The 12,707-nt window shown below is 69.1% G+C and carries 16 protein-coding genes and 2 pseudogenes; 9 read left to right on the forward strand and 9 right to left on the reverse strand.

Annotated features, from left to right (window positions below):
* Nucleotides 1–43 precede the first annotated feature (43 nt).
* Together AB0B82_RS06985 and AB0B82_RS06990 are read left to right on the forward strand one after the other, a co-directional pair.
* Nucleotides 44–1,789, forward strand: a complete 1,746-nt coding sequence (locus tag AB0B82_RS06985; protein WP_360163525.1) for an ABC transporter ATP-binding protein — start codon at nt 44–46, stop codon at nt 1,787–1,789.
* A complete protein-coding gene (locus tag AB0B82_RS06990; RefSeq protein WP_360163526.1) occupies nt 1,782–3,527 on the forward strand; it encodes an ABC transporter ATP-binding protein in 1,746 nt (581 codons plus the stop codon). Before AB0B82_RS06985 ends, AB0B82_RS06990 begins: the two co-directional genes overlap by 8 nt.
* 10 nt (nt 3,528–3,537) lie before the next feature.
* Here AB0B82_RS06990 and AB0B82_RS06995 read toward each other — a convergent pair whose 3' ends face one another.
* The 4 genes and pseudogenes from AB0B82_RS06995 to AB0B82_RS07010 form a co-directional block, all read right to left on the reverse strand.
* A complete protein-coding gene (locus AB0B82_RS06995) occupies nt 3,538–3,705 on the reverse strand; it encodes a hypothetical protein (RefSeq protein ID WP_360163646.1) in 168 nt (55 codons plus the stop codon).
* Between the two features lie 43 nt (nt 3,706–3,748).
* Nucleotides 3,749–3,805: pseudogene (locus AB0B82_RS07000) on the reverse strand (hypothetical protein); the annotation flags it as partial.
* Between the two features lie 100 nt (nt 3,806–3,905).
* Complete coding sequence (locus AB0B82_RS07005) at nt 3,906–4,391, reverse strand: NUDIX domain-containing protein (RefSeq protein ID WP_360163528.1); 486 nt, start codon at nt 4,389–4,391, stop codon at nt 3,906–3,908.
* A gap of 1 nt (nt 4,392) precedes the next feature.
* Nucleotides 4,393–4,788, reverse strand: a complete 396-nt coding sequence (locus AB0B82_RS07010; protein WP_360163530.1) for a tautomerase family protein — start codon at nt 4,786–4,788, stop codon at nt 4,393–4,395.
* 103 nt (nt 4,789–4,891) lie between these two features.
* On the opposite strand from AB0B82_RS07010, the gene AB0B82_RS07015 reads away from it, so the two are divergent.
* The 4 genes and pseudogenes from AB0B82_RS07015 (at nt 4,892) to AB0B82_RS07030 (ending at nt 6,789) form a co-directional block, all read left to right on the forward strand.
* Entirely contained in the window at nt 4,892–5,371 is a 480-nt protein-coding gene (locus tag AB0B82_RS07015; RefSeq protein WP_360163532.1) for an NUDIX domain-containing protein, read from the forward strand.
* 31 nt (nt 5,372–5,402) lie between these two features.
* Nucleotides 5,403–5,519, forward strand: a pseudogene (locus AB0B82_RS07020) (aldo/keto reductase); the annotation flags it as partial.
* 67 nt (nt 5,520–5,586) lie between these two features.
* On the forward strand, nt 5,587–5,844 hold the full coding sequence (locus AB0B82_RS07025) for an aldo/keto reductase (protein WP_360163534.1): 258 nt from the start codon (nt 5,587–5,589) through the stop codon (nt 5,842–5,844).
* Nucleotides 5,845–6,117: 273 nt separating this feature from the next.
* Complete coding sequence (locus AB0B82_RS07030) at nt 6,118–6,789, forward strand: HAD family hydrolase (RefSeq protein ID WP_360163536.1); 672 nt, start codon at nt 6,118–6,120, stop codon at nt 6,787–6,789.
* On the opposite strand, the gene AB0B82_RS07035 is transcribed toward AB0B82_RS07030, so the two are convergent.
* The 3 genes from AB0B82_RS07035 to AB0B82_RS07045 all read right to left on the reverse strand — a co-directional run bounded on the left by AB0B82_RS07035 (nt 6,779) and on the right by AB0B82_RS07045 (nt 8,704).
* Entirely contained in the window at nt 6,779–7,327 is a 549-nt protein-coding gene (locus AB0B82_RS07035) for an isochorismatase family protein (RefSeq protein ID WP_360163538.1), read from the reverse strand. The two genes, AB0B82_RS07030 and AB0B82_RS07035, sit on opposite strands and share 11 nt — an antisense overlap.
* Before the next feature lie 74 nt (nt 7,328–7,401).
* Complete coding sequence (locus tag AB0B82_RS07040) at nt 7,402–7,698, reverse strand: DUF1905 domain-containing protein (RefSeq protein ID WP_360163540.1); 297 nt, start codon at nt 7,696–7,698, stop codon at nt 7,402–7,404.
* A 64-nt stretch (nt 7,699–7,762) separates the two neighbouring features.
* Nucleotides 7,763–8,704, reverse strand: a complete 942-nt coding sequence (locus tag AB0B82_RS07045) for a WYL domain-containing protein (protein WP_360163542.1) — start codon at nt 8,702–8,704, stop codon at nt 7,763–7,765.
* Nucleotides 8,705–8,767: 63 nt separating this feature from the next.
* Between AB0B82_RS07045 and AB0B82_RS07050 the strand changes: the two genes are divergently transcribed.
* Nucleotides 8,768–9,757, forward strand: coding sequence for a WYL domain-containing protein (locus AB0B82_RS07050; RefSeq protein ID WP_360163544.1), 990 nt, complete (start codon nt 8,768–8,770; stop codon nt 9,755–9,757).
* Nucleotides 9,758–9,813: 56 nt separating this feature from the next.
* Nucleotides 9,814–10,791: a toxin-antitoxin system, toxin component gene (locus AB0B82_RS07055; RefSeq protein ID WP_360163546.1), complete on the forward strand. Its 978-nt coding sequence runs from the start codon at nt 9,814–9,816 to the stop codon at nt 10,789–10,791.
* A 48-nt stretch (nt 10,792–10,839) separates the two neighbouring features.
* On the opposite strand, the gene AB0B82_RS07060 is transcribed toward AB0B82_RS07055, so the two are convergent.
* Both AB0B82_RS07060 and AB0B82_RS07065 read right to left on the reverse strand, forming a co-directional pair.
* On the reverse strand, nt 10,840–11,265 hold the full coding sequence (locus AB0B82_RS07060; RefSeq protein WP_360163548.1) for a nucleoside deaminase: 426 nt from the start codon (nt 11,263–11,265) through the stop codon (nt 10,840–10,842).
* 12 nt (nt 11,266–11,277) lie between these two features.
* Nucleotides 11,278–12,111 (reverse strand): LLM class flavin-dependent oxidoreductase, encoded by an 834-nt coding sequence (locus AB0B82_RS07065; RefSeq protein WP_360163550.1) that lies wholly within the window; start codon nt 12,109–12,111, stop codon nt 11,278–11,280.
* 94 nt (nt 12,112–12,205) lie between these two features.
* Between AB0B82_RS07065 and AB0B82_RS07070 the strand changes: the two genes are divergently transcribed.
* Nucleotides 12,206–12,673, forward strand: a complete 468-nt coding sequence (locus tag AB0B82_RS07070; protein WP_360163552.1) for an Lrp/AsnC family transcriptional regulator — start codon at nt 12,206–12,208, stop codon at nt 12,671–12,673.
* Nucleotides 12,674–12,707 lie beyond the last annotated feature (34 nt).

Here is a 12,707-nt window from a genome sequence, read left to right on the forward strand (position 1 = left end):
AAATAGGTATCGCCCGATGCCATAGTCCTGCAAGGATCATCGCATGGCCGTACTGGCGTGGTTGGACAGGACGACCGACACCTGGAAGCCGCCCGCGCCCAAGGACCTTGCCACCCCGTACCGCTTCCTGTTCTGGCTGACGCGCCAACAGGCACGACGCACCGCAGCAGGCGCCGTCCTGGGCACGCTCTGGACGGTAGGTCTGGCCGTCCCGCCGTGGGTCCTCTCGCGTGTGGTCGACGACGGCCTGATCCCCCGCAACCCCGCTGCGCTCGTCACCTGGACCCTCATTCTGCTCGCCGTCGGCGTACTCAACGCGCTGCTCGGTATCGCGCGCCACCGCACTATGACGAAGGTGCGCATGGACGCCTCGTTCCGCACCGTCCGCGCGACGGTGTGGCACACGTCCCGCCTCGGCGCATCGCTGACGCGGCACGTGAGCGCCGGCGAGGTCGTGACGGTCGGGATCTCCGACGTGTACGTCGTCGCGCAGGCGCTGACCGTCACCGGTCCTGGGGTCGGAGCGGTCATCGGGTACGCCGTTGTAGCCGTCGTGCTGTTCACGATCTCGCCGCTGCTCGCGGTCGTCGTTCTCGCCGGCGTCCCGCTGCTGGCCGTCGCCCTCGGCCCGCTCCTGCACCGGATCGAACGCACCGGCGGCGAGTACCGCAGCCACCAGGGCCGCCTGACCACGCGCCTCGTCGACGCACTCGCCGGGCTCCGCGTCCTCAACGGCCTCGGCGGAAAGGCGTTCGTCGCCGAGCGGTACGACGAGCAGTCGCAGCGACTGGTACAGCGTGGATACCGGGTTGCGGGCCCGTCGAGTTGGGTCGGCGCTGTGTCGACGGGGCTGCCCGCGCTGTTCCTGGCGGCCGTGGTGTGGCTGTCGGCCCGCCTCGCCGCGATGAACGAAATCACGATCGGTGATGTCGTCGCGGTCTACGGATATGTCGCCGTCCTCGTCGTACCGGTCGCGTTCTTCATCGAGGGCGGCGGTGACATCGCGCGCGCCCGCGTGGCCGGCCGGCGCATCATCGACCTGCTCAACCTCCCCGTTGCCCACGACAACGACCGCGCGCGGTCCGGCGTCCCATCGAGGAACGGCCCCTTGGACGACCCCGCGTCAGGCGTCACCATCCGCCCGGGCCTGCTCACAGCGCTGATCGCGCCGAGCCCGGCGGAGACGCGCGGGGTGGTCGAACGACTAGGACAGGTGGTTGCGGACACAGCCACGACCTGGGCCGACGCGCGCATCGCCGATCTCGCGCGCGCCGAGCTCAGGCGCCGGATGGTCGTCGCCGACAACGACGCCGAACTCTTCGCCGGGACGGTCCGCGACATCGTGTCCGGACGCCTGGACGCTGACGACGAAGCGATCCACGCGGCGATCCGAGCGGCCGTCGCTGAGGACATCGTCGAGGCACTCCCCCACGGCCTCGACTCGGAGCTCGCCGCCGGCGGCAGCGACCTGTCCGGCGGTCAGCGGCAGCGCATCCGCCTCGCCCGCGCGCTGTACGCCGAACCCGACGTACTGCTCGCCGTGGAACCCACCTCAGCCGTCGACGCCACCACCGAAGCGGCGATGATCGACCGGATCCGTGCCGCACGACGGAGCCGTACGACGGTACTCACCACGACCTCACCACTCGTCCTCGACCGCGCCGACGAAGTCGTCGTCCTGACGGACGGGAAGGTCTCCGCGATCGGTCGGCACGCGGACCTTCTGCGCACCGACTCCTGCTACCGCGACCTCGTGTCCCGCGCCCAGACCACGGCCGACGATGAGTAGACAACTGCCGATCGCCACCCCACGTGAGGTACGCACGGCCCTGATGCGCGACCTCCGTGCGGACCGCAAGGCCGTCGCCGCGATCGTCCTCGTCAACGCCTTCGCCTCGGCCGCGGGACTCGTGGGTCCTTGGCTGCTCGGCCGGATCATCGACACGATCCAGTCCGGCGCGGGCGACGTACTCGGCACGGTGGACCGCCTGGCGCTCGGCGCGCTGCTGTTCACCGTCGTACAAACGCTGCTCGGCCGCTGGGCGCTGCAGCTCGGCTTCCGGTACGGCGAGCGCACGGCGGCGCGCGTTCGTGAGCGGTTCCTGCAGCGGACCCTTGCGCTGCCGCCGCGGGAGGCGGACCACCTGCCGGCCGGCGACCTGATCGCCCGTGGCAGCACCGACGCGTCCCTGGTCGCGACGACGTTGCGGTCGGCGGTGCCGGAGGTGCTGGTAGCGCTCATGCATGCACTGTTCCTCGTCGTCGCGGTGCTCGTGCTGGACTTTCGCCTCGGGCTCTGCGGGTTGTTGTGCTTGCTCGGCGTAGGAGTTGCGGTGCGCTGGTACCTGCGCCGCGCGCGTCCGGCGTACCTGGCGGTCGCGGCCACCGGTGCGGAACTCGCCGATGTCATCGCCAGTACGGCGAAAGGCGCGCGGACCGTCGAGCTCCTCGGCCTCGAGGAGCGTCGGCGACAGGCCACGGAAGCCGTCATCGGCGAGGCACGGACCGCGCGGCTCAACGCACTGTGGCTGCGGACCGTACTGTTTCCGTCGGCCGAGGTTTCGCTCGCGCTCCCGGTCGTCGGCGTCCTGCTGGTCGGCGGCGCCCTCTACCTGAACGATCTTGTCAGCCTCGGCATCGTCGTGACGGCGACGGTGTACTTGCGTCAGCTCGTCGGTCCGCTCGACACGCTGATGCTGTGGATCGAGCAGCTTCAGGGCGCCGCCGCGTCGTACGCCCGCGTCGAGGGGCTGGCCGGCGTACCCGCTGCGGACCGGCTCCCGTCGGCTGCGGTCGGCGACCGGATCCGGGTGAGCGACGCGTATTTCAGCTACACCGGCGCTCGCGACGTCCTTCGCGGGGTCGAATTGGCGGTTGAGCCTGGCGAACGGCTGGCGATCGTCGGCACGTCGGGTGCCGGGAAGTCGACGCTCGCGCGCCTGCTCGCCGGTCTCGATCGGCCGCGCGCCGGTGCGGTGACGATCGGCGGCGTACCGGTCGCCGATCTGCCGCCTGACCAGCTGCGCGAGCACGTCGTCCTGCTCACTCAGGATCATCACGTCTTCCACGACACGGTGCGCGACAACCTGCGGATCGCGCGGCCGGACGCTTCGGACGACGAGCTGTACGGCGCGTTGGATGCAGTCGGCGCTGCATGGGGGCGGGAGCTGCCGCGCGGGCTGGACACCGAGATCGGACCGCACTTCACGCTCGACGATGCGGGCGCGCAGCAGCTGTCGCTCGCCCGGGTCGTGCTGGCCGACCCGCACACCGTGATCCTGGACGAGGCCACGTCGCTCCTCGATCCGCGGACGGCACGGCGGACGGAGCGGTCGTTGGCGGCGGTACTGCGGGGTCGTACGGTGATCGCGATCGCGCACCGGCTGCAGACCGCCCATGACGCGGACCGCATCGCGGTGATGGAAGCCGGCGAACTCGTCGAGCTCGGCAGTCACGACGAGCTGGTGCGCGCGGACGGCGTCTACGGCCGGCTCTGGCGAACCTGGCACACCGACGGCCTCGGCTGAACGCACGCCCTCAGCCGAGTTGGCGGCCGTAGCGTGCCAGGCAGTGCCAGACGTACTTGATTGCTTGGGGTTTGTGGCTGCCGGAGCGGGCCGCGATGCCGAGTCGCTCCGGGGTGAGCCAGGTCGTCGACAACCGCGCCATCAGCCAGCCTGCAGAGTCGCGCGAGACAGTGCGCATCACCGAAATCCCTCGGATCGCGGGCAGAGTCCGGATAGCAGAATGTCGCGCGTTCGATCATCTCCGGTTTCAGCCTCAGATACGACGACCCGAAACGCATCGCCCCGCCGTAGACAAACGATAAATGCCGTCCGCAACCATCGATTCGATGACTGTGCGTTCGCCGTGCGGCCAATTGGGATGGAATTGCACAGTAAGCATCACATCGGCCCGGTTTCGCGTCCGTCGGCGTCGACCACGATGATGCGCAACGCCTCGTCGTACCGACCGCTGGAAATCCAATGTGCGACGGCAATTCGACCGGTCGGCGGCATCTCGAGCGCGGCGAAGTTCGCGGTCAGGTCGAACCATTGCAGATCGCCCTCGGTGCAGTGCGTCGGCACTGGCGCGGTTGGGCGAAGGTTGGCGGTGAAGTAATACGTCGTACGCACCTCGGCGCCGGTGTCGCGGACGGCGACGTATCGCAGCGCAAGATCCGTGATGTCGTCAGCGGTCACGCCGACCTCCTCGTCCAGCTCGCGGAGAGCGGCCGCGGTCGGGTCCGTGAGCTCGTCCGGCTCGATGTGGCCGCCGATGCCGACCCAGGAATCCGGGATCGCGCGCGACCCGCGCCGGTAGAGAAGGAGCACTCTCCCCTCCCGGACGAGGAGGACCGACGTCAGGTGCCGCGCGGTACGCAGCGTCATGTCAGACGTTGATGTCGAAGCCGAGATCGAGATCTGTGGCCGCTTGGCCGCCGCGGATACCCCAGTTCGACGTCGGGTGGTCGCGGACGAGGATCGTGACGTGGTCGGCGGGGATGCCGAACGGCTTCAGGTTGCCGACGATCTCCGTGTACAGCGTGCGCTTGGCGTCGAGCGACCGGCCGGCGAAGCAGTCGACGGTGACGAGCGTGAAGTACTCGGGTTCGGTCAGCCGCGGTGAACACGCGAACCGGTGCGGCGCGTGGACGACCAGGCGCACATCCTTGTCCTGCGGCGGGATCCGGAACGAGGTGACCAGCGCGCGATGCACCGCATCGATCAGTTCGGCCTCCTCGGCTTCGGTGTACTCACGACGGACCTCGATCTGAGCGCTCGGCATCCTCGACGCATCCCTTCTGTCAGGTTCGCTGCCCCGACCTCACCATGATCCGCCGTGGACGGGCGACCGATTTTGTCGGCGGCGCCCGGCACAATCGGCCGGCATGACGAGAGTGCCCCGCGCAGCTGCGGTCGTGATCGAGGCGGGCCGAGTGCTGATCATCAGGCGCTACTTGCAGGAGACCTCGTCCGCTGAGTGCGTCATGTGCGAGTACGGCGGCGCGCCCGGGCCTCGGTGTGACGGCCATCGGTACGCCGTCCTGCCCGGCGGGCATGTCGAATCGGGCGAGTCAGCCGCGGCGGCCGCACTGCGCGAACTCGAGGAAGAGACGACTCTCCTCGGCGGGATCGATGAGCTGCTGTGGACCGGCACGCACAACGGGCGTCCCTCGTACTACTTCCGCGTCACCGACGTGCGCGGCGTACCGCGGTTGTCGGGCGACGAAGCGATCGTGCATTGCGCTACCAATCACTTCGAGCTCGTGTGGGCAGACGCGGATGAACTGGAGCGCGCCGGAATCTATCCGCCCGATCTCCGGTCGCGGCTTCCGCGGCTACTTGAGGTGGGCGACCATCCTGGTTAGGCCGAGAAGCTCTCCTCGGTCGGCCCGCAGCATGATCCGGCATCTCGGGATCTCGAATGTCCGGGTCGCGCACTTGCACGAGGCGCTGGCGATCGCGCCGGTGGTCGCGGTGCAGAACAGGTACAGCGTCGGATTCGGACGAGTGAACGACGAGATGATCGACGTGTGCGGTGAGCTCGGCATCGTGTTCGTGCCGTTCTTCGCGGTGGAACGAGTTGAAGACGCCGCCGATCGTGGTGGCCGCAGAGTCGCGGGAGGCCGGTGGGGTCGCGGCGCCCGACGCGGCACAGGAGATCGCCGACCGGCACGGCGCGACGGTCGCCCAGGTCCTGGCCTGGACCTTGAGCCGAGGACCCCACGTACTCGCCATTCCAGGCACGTCCAGCCCTGACCACCTCGAGGAAAACCTCCGCGCCGGTACCCTCGCCCTCTCCCCGGACTATCTGACCACCCTCACCTCCATCACCGACTGATCACCTTCCACTTTGTGCACGACGTACGTACGAAACGCGCCGCGCGGTGCGGATCTGGTGCACAAAGTGGACCGACCGCGCCCGGCCGGTGCGGATCTGGTGCACAAAGTGGTCGGGCGTCGGCGTGCGGGTCCCACTTTGTGCACGACGTCCGTACCAAGGGCGCCTCGCGATACGGATCTCATGCACAAGGTGACCGAGCGCGCCTGCCGGTACGGATCTGGTGCACAAAGTGGTCGTCAGCCGCGAGGGCCGTGCTGGAGGATGGGGCGGGTGCTGAGGACTGTGTTGTTCGATCTGGACGGGACGTTGGTCGATCAGGAGGGAGCGGCCGCCGCGGCTGTCGTGCAGTGGGCAGCCGAATACGGGATCACGGATGCAGCGGTCGCGGCGCGGTGGGCAGCGATTTCGGAGAAGCACTACCGCAGGTTTCAGAGCAGGGAGCTGACGTTCGACGAGCAGCGGCGGCGTCGGGTGCGTGAGTTCCTCAACTCCGACGCAACTGACGCTGAGGCGGACGCGATGTTCGAGGGCTATGTCTGGCGGTACGAAGCGGGCTGGACCGTCTACCCCGACGCCGTACCGGGGATGCGCGCGGTCCGCGACGCCGGCCTCGGTGTGGTGGTGCTGACGAACGGCAACGACAATCACCAGCGGTTCAAGCTCGACAAGCTGGGGCTGACCGACGAGATCGACGTACTGATCACCGGGGACGGGATGCCCGCGGGCAAGCCGGATCCGCGCGCGTTCGAGCACGCGTTGGCGCGCCTCGACGCGGAGCCGGACGACGTCGTGATGGTCGGCGACTCACTCGAGCGCGACATTCGCGGCGCGCAGGCCGTCGGCATCGACGCGATCCTCATCGACCGCGAAGACAATCACCCGACGGTCGACGTACCGCGGGTGCGGGAGCTGACTCAGGTGCTGGAGGTGGTCAGAAGGTGACCTCGCCGGTCTTCTTGACGGCGGCGGTACGGCCCGGGGCGCGGTGGTTCTCCCAGTAGAGGTTGGTGTGCTCGATGACCTTGTCGGGCGTCGGCGCGCCGTACTCGCTGAGGTCCTCGGTGGTGTGGGCATCGCCGACGAGTGTCACGTCGTACCCGCGGGTCAGTGCGCCGTGAATGGTGGAGCGGATGCACTCGTCGGTCTGCGCACCGCTGACGACCAGGTGACCGATGCCGGCGCGGGCCAGGACGTCCTCGAGGTCGGTGGCCTCGAAGCTGTCGGCGTACCTCTTGTGGACCAGCGCCTCGGAGCCGTCGCGGGACAACTCGGGGACGAGTTGCCAGTCGTCGCTGTCCTTGGGGAGGTTCTCGGCGTTGTGCTGGACCCAGACGACCGGGACTCCCCCGGCGCGCGCCTTGCCGACGAGGGTGGTGATGTTCGCGACGACGCGGTCGCGCTCGTAGGCCTCGCCGACGACGCCGTTCTGCACGTCGACGACGAGCAAGCCTGTGTGCGGCCTTTCGGTCAGCGTGGTCATGCTCGCTCCTCTCACTCGATTCCCTGGTGGACGAACGCTAGCCCCACCCGCCGACAGTTTCCGCGCGCCCCCGATCACTTCCAGCCGCGCAGGCGCAAGCGCACGGTCGGTACGTCGCCGTCGTCGAGCTCCTCGGCCCGCCGTACGGACGCCTTCACCGGCAGGATGTATCGCCCGTCCTTCGGGAACATCGAGGTGTCCCACACGCTCGCCCCGATCTCGGCGGTCACCGGGATCATGCCCCACCCGTAGGTGACGAAGTTCGACTCGGCTTCGAAATACGCGCTCTCCTCGTCAGGCACCGTGATGAAGTACCACGGCGCCGGCCCCCGCCAGTACCAGATCTCCCCGGCGAACTCGATGTCGTTCATCCCGCTCCCAACCACCCGTCCAACACTCCCATCCTTCCTTCGATCGGCCAGTCCCTGGTCGGCGTCAAGTGCTCGCGGTGTGGAGGCGGGTGGCCAGAGCTTGGCAGGCGGTGCGGAGTTCGGGACCGCCGATGATCTGGAACGGGGCGTGGATGGCGACGAGTTGGGCGGCGTACCAGTCGGGTTCGTCGGTGCTGGCGAGGAGGCGGGTGCGGTGGTCGTCGATCGGTTCGAGGCGGCCCATGCTGCGGCGGATCCAGCGCTCGGCGTCGGCAAGTGGGGCGTCGATCTCGACCTCGATCGGGTAGCGCCAGCCCATCGCCAGGTGCTCCTCGACGGCGGCCAGCGGGTCCAGGTCGGCCGGGGCCTCGAAAGACTCGGGCTGCGCCTCGACCTTGGTGACCTTGTCGACGCGCAGCACTCGCTGGGCGTTTTTCGTGTGCGACCAGCACAGCAGGTACCAGCGACCGCGCCGTACGACGACTGCCCACGGGTCGACGTCCATCGTCCACTCGTCCTCGTGACGGCGGTACCGGACCGTCACCCGCCGCTGGTCCGTACTGTGCGAAACCAGCGCGGCGGTGATCTCGGGATCAGGGGTCCGCGCGCCGGGATCGGGGCCGCGGGCACTGACCCGCCGGATTGCGTCGGTGGACCGCGCCACGGCGTCCGGTAGTACCCGGACGATTTTCCCGAGCGCGTCCTCGACCGGATCCGCCGCACCGCGCGGGCCTTCGAGGACGGCCATCACCAGCCCGAGCGCCTCGGTCGGCGTGAACATCAGCGGCGGTAGCCGCAGCCCGCGCCCGACGCGGTACCCGCCGTACGGTCCGCGGACCGACTCGATCGGCATGTCGGCCTCGCGCAGGATCGCGACGTACCGGCGGGCCGCGCGTTCGGACACACCGAGCTTGTCGCCGAGCTGCTCGGCGGTGATGCCGGGACTGTTCTGGATCAGCTCGAGAACCATCAGGGTCCGCGCCGTCGGGCTCACGTCGTACGCCATCGGTCCCCATTCCGGAAGAAGGTCGTCCGGATCTGAGGGTAGTCCGTTTTAACTGCTCAGTGGATGAGCAGTTTGTCTGCGACGATCGGTGCCATGCGTGCGGATCGGCTGGTCGCGGTACTGCTGCTGATGCAGGCGCGCGGTCGGGTCACCGCGGCCGAGGTCGCCGAGGAGCTGGAGATCTCGGTCGCCACCGCGCGACGCGACCTCGAGGCGCTGTCGACGGCCGGCATCCCGGTTTATCCACAGCCCGGTCGGAACGGCGGCTGGCAGCTCGTCGGTGGTGCGCGCACCGATCTGAGCGGCCTGACGGCGACCGAGGCGCAGGCGTTGTTCCTGCTCGTCGGCCCGGCGGCGTCGATCGCGCCGGATGCCAAGGCGGCTTTGCGCAAGCTCGTCCGCGCGCTCCCTGCGACCTTCCGCGAGCACGCGGAGGCCGCGGCCGAGGCTGTGGTCATCGATCCCGCGCGCTGGGGCGAGCACGCGAAGCAGCCCCCTGAGTTGGTACGCCGGTTGCAGGACACCGTCGTACGGCGGGAACGCGTGCGGCTGCGCTACACCGGACGCGGACGTACGCCGACGGAACGGGTGGTCGATCCGCTCGGGCTCGTGGACAAGGACGACATCTGGTACCTGATCGCGTGGACCGCGAAGGGGCAGCGAACGTTCCGCATCGATCGCGTCCTGGAGGCCGAACCGACCGGTGAATCCTTCGTGCGACCCGAGGGCTTCGACCTGTCGACGGCGTGGGCGGAGATCGTCGAGCGGATGGAGGAACGCCGATCGGGGCTGACGGCAACGGTTCTGATGGACGAGCGGCACGTGTGGGTGATGCAGGACCGGCTCGGCCGCAACTGCGCCGTCGTGGGCACGGAGGGTGATCGGGTCCGGATCGAGGTCACCGCACCGACGCCGTTGATGATCGCGCAGGAACTGGCCGGCTGGGGCGGATCGATCGAGGTGCTGGACCCGCCGTCGGTTCAGGCGGAACTGGCGCGACTTGGCCGGGAATTGACACAGCGCTACGCCGGAGTGGACCAAGAGCGTGAGTAAAGTGCCAGGGTTCGATTCTTGTTCAGTGTCCCGATCAAGCCCTCAGGAACCAACCCGTGACCACATCCCCTCCCCAGCCGCCGCAGAACCCCTACGCAGGTCAGCCGGCCGGCTACGGTCCGCCACCGCAGCAGCAGTTCCCGCAGTACACCCAGCCCGACGCGCAGCCCCAGCAGCCGGGTCAGCCCCACCCCGGCCAGCCGATGCAGCCTGGCCAGCCGATGCAGCCCGGTCCGTACGGCCAGCCGACGCAGTCCGGTCAGCCCGGCCAGGAGCAGTACGGCGCCCCGCAGTACCAGCAGTCGTACGCCGGTGAGCAGCAGACCGGCCAGCCGTACCCGCAGCAGGGTCAGCCCTACCCGCAGCAAGGCCCGTACCCGGGCGCCGAGCAGGGCCAGCCGTTCCCGCAGCAGGGCTTCGGTCCGCAGGGGCAGCTGGTCTGCCGGTTCTGCGGCGGCGGTCCGGCCGTCGACGCGACCGTCCGCGGTCACCAGGGCCTCATCATCCTGATGCGGTTCCTGAAGCTGCAGGGTCCGTTCTGCCGTACCTGCGGCATCGCGACCGTGCGCGATATGACGTCCAAGAGCCTGTGGCAGGGCTGGTGGGGCATCGGTTCGTCGATCGTCAACCCGATCACGATGCTGATGAACATCGGGCCGATGCAGAAGTTCAAGAGCCTGCCCGAGCCGATGCCGGGTCCGGGCCGGCCGATGGACCCGGGCAAGCCGCTGTTCCAGCGGCCGGCGATCCTCGGCCTGCTGCTGCCGGTCGCGCTGATCGGCCTGATCGTGTTCGCGAACCTGAACTCGACCGAGGCGAAGGCCCAGATCGGTGCGTGCGTGGTGAACGAAGGCACGTCGATCAACCCGGACGTGAAGGTCGTCGACTGCAGCTCGTCGGAAGCCGAGTACAAGATCGTCGACAAGCTCGACGACACCACCGACGACAGCCAGTGCAGCCAGGAAGCGGAAGCCTCGTACCGCTACCAGAAGGGCTCCGACAAGTACGTCCTCTGCCTCGCCCCCGTCAAGTGACCTACGGCGCGGGGTCCCGCTCCGGGACCCCGCGCCGGACGGGACGCGTCAGGAGTAGTACCCCTCCACAGGGACCCGGGCCTCGTCGTACAGCGCCGGGCCTTCCTGCGGCACCTCGGGGAAGCCGCCGGTGGACTTCAGCCCGTTGAGCTGATCGCCGGACAAGGCGTAGACCACCTTGCCGAGGCCCGAGCGGGCCAGCGCACCCGAGCACATCGGGCACGGCTGGCAGCTCGTGTACATGGTCGTACCGCTCGCGACCTCGGGGCTGAGGTTCTGCGCCGCCCACACCGCGAGCTTCAGCTCCGGGTGGAAGCTGATGTTGTTCTCGGTGATCGTGGTGTTGTGCGCCTCCGCGACCACCGCTCCGTCAGGCCCGACCAGGAGCGAGCCGAACGGCGGGTCGCCGCCCTCGCGGGCCTTGGCGGCGAGCGCGATCGCGCGGCGCAGGAAGTCCTCGTCGTCAGGTGTCACAGCGTCTCCACTTCATCGATGCGCGGCAATTGTCGCCAACGCCTGCCAGGCCTCTTCGGGCCGTTCCGTCTCGGCCGGGTCGCCGACGAACGGATCGAGTACGACGCTCTGCGCGTCGAGCTCCCGCAGTACGGCGAGATCCTGCACGACCTGCTCCACCGAACCCTCACCGGCCACGCGGCCCTCGTCCGGCAGCGGCTTGTCGGTGAGCCGCAGGAGAATCCGCGGTGCGAATGCGGGCCGCGGCCGGTCCATCGCCGCCGCGAACTCGCCCAGCCGGTCGAGGCCGGCGCGCAGGTCGTCGATCGTGTCCCGCAGCGGGTGCCACGCGTCGCCGTACCGCACCGTCCGCCGCAGCCCCGCCGTGCTCGACCCGCCGACCCAGATCGGGATCGCCCCAGTGCCGTAATCCTCGGTGTTCGTCCACGCCCGCCGCAGCTCCGCGAGCACCTCGTCCGTACGGCGACCGCGTTCCGCGTGCGACGCGCCGAGCGCCTCGAACTCCTGCCGCGCCCAGCCGATGCCGACGCCGAGCACGAGCCGGCCGCCACTCAGCGCGTTCAGGTTCGCCGCCATCCTTGCCACCAGCAACGGATGCCGGTACGGCGCGATCAGCACCGTCGTCCCGAGCCGGACCCGGGACGTGATGCCGGCCAGCCAGCTGAGGGTGGTGAACGGCTCGTAGAACGGCGCCGGGTACTGCTCCGCGACATCCGGCGTGATCACCACATGATCCGACACCATCAGCAGGTCGTACCCGAGTCCTTCGACGACCTGCGACCAGTCCCGCAACCGGGCCGGATCCGTGCCGGGGCCGAAGTTCGGGACGTTCACGCCAAGTTCCATGCCTGCAAGCCTAGGGCGGCGAAGGGCTCGTTCTGAAGGGAATCCTCCCGGTGTACCGGCCGCAGCGCCGGGAAATCGACGGTACATTGCCGCTATGACCGAAAGTCTCGATCCAACCGACTGGGCCATCCTGAACGAGCTGCAGAACGATGCCCGGTTGTCGCTGACCGAGCTCGGACGCCGGGTCAACCTCAGCGCCTCGGCCACCACCGAGCGGGTCCGGCGGCTGGAATCCCTCGGCGTGATCACCGGGTACCGCGCGGAGATCGACCTGACGAAGGTCGGCTACCCGGTGCTGGCGGTCGTCCGGCTCAAGTACCCGGGCAACAAGCACGAGCCGCTGCGCAGACTGCTCGCCGAGCGGCACGAGTTCCTCGAGTGCCTGCGCACGACCGGCGACGACTGCTACACGCTGAAGGTCGCGGCCGCGTCCATGCCGCACCTGGAGGAGCTTGTCAACGAACTGACCGCGTTCGGCAGCACGACGACCAACCTGGTCTACTCCCAGACGCAGCGTTACCGCAGCCCGCAGAAGCCGGTGCCGGAACGCGTCGACGGCTGAGAAGGCGGCCCGGCTGGCGGCGCGAGCGGCATAC

This window comes from Kribbella sp. NPDC048915, assembly GCF_040649595.1.
GTDB lineage: Bacteria > Actinomycetota > Actinomycetes > Propionibacteriales > Kribbellaceae > Kribbella.

Excerpts from the sequence above, each read along its gene's own strand:
- AB0B82_RS07045 (WP_360163542.1), bottom strand. The coding sequence starts at position 8,704 with ATGGCGTACGACGTGAGCCCGACGGCGCGGACCCTGATGGTTCTCGAG.
- AB0B82_RS07070 (WP_360163552.1), top strand. The coding sequence starts at position 12,206 with ATGACCGAAAGTCTCGATCCAACCGACTGGGCCATCCTGAACGAGCTG.
- AB0B82_RS06995 (WP_360163646.1), bottom strand. The coding sequence starts at position 3,705 with ATGCGCACTGTCTCGCGCGACTCTGCAGGCTGGCTGATGGCGCGGTTG.
- AB0B82_RS07050 (WP_360163544.1), top strand. The coding sequence starts at position 8,768 with ATGAGCAGTTTGTCTGCGACGATCGGTGCCATGCGTGCGGATCGGCTG.
- AB0B82_RS07040 (WP_360163540.1), bottom strand. The coding sequence starts at position 7,698 with ATGAACGACATCGAGTTCGCCGGGGAGATCTGGTACTGGCGGGGGCCG.
- AB0B82_RS06990 (WP_360163526.1), top strand. The coding sequence starts at position 1,782 with ATGAGTAGACAACTGCCGATCGCCACCCCACGTGAGGTACGCACGGCC.
- AB0B82_RS07015 (WP_360163532.1), top strand. The coding sequence starts at position 4,892 with ATGACGAGAGTGCCCCGCGCAGCTGCGGTCGTGATCGAGGCGGGCCGA.
- AB0B82_RS07035 (WP_360163538.1), bottom strand. The coding sequence starts at position 7,327 with ATGACCACGCTGACCGAAAGGCCGCACACAGGCTTGCTCGTCGTCGAC.
- AB0B82_RS06985 (WP_360163525.1), top strand. The coding sequence starts at position 44 with ATGGCCGTACTGGCGTGGTTGGACAGGACGACCGACACCTGGAAGCCG.
- AB0B82_RS07065 (WP_360163550.1), bottom strand. The coding sequence starts at position 12,111 with ATGGAACTTGGCGTGAACGTCCCGAACTTCGGCCCCGGCACGGATCCG.
- AB0B82_RS07005 (WP_360163528.1), bottom strand. The coding sequence starts at position 4,391 with ATGACGCTGCGTACCGCGCGGCACCTGACGTCGGTCCTCCTCGTCCGG.
- AB0B82_RS07010 (WP_360163530.1), bottom strand. The coding sequence starts at position 4,788 with ATGCCGAGCGCTCAGATCGAGGTCCGTCGTGAGTACACCGAAGCCGAG.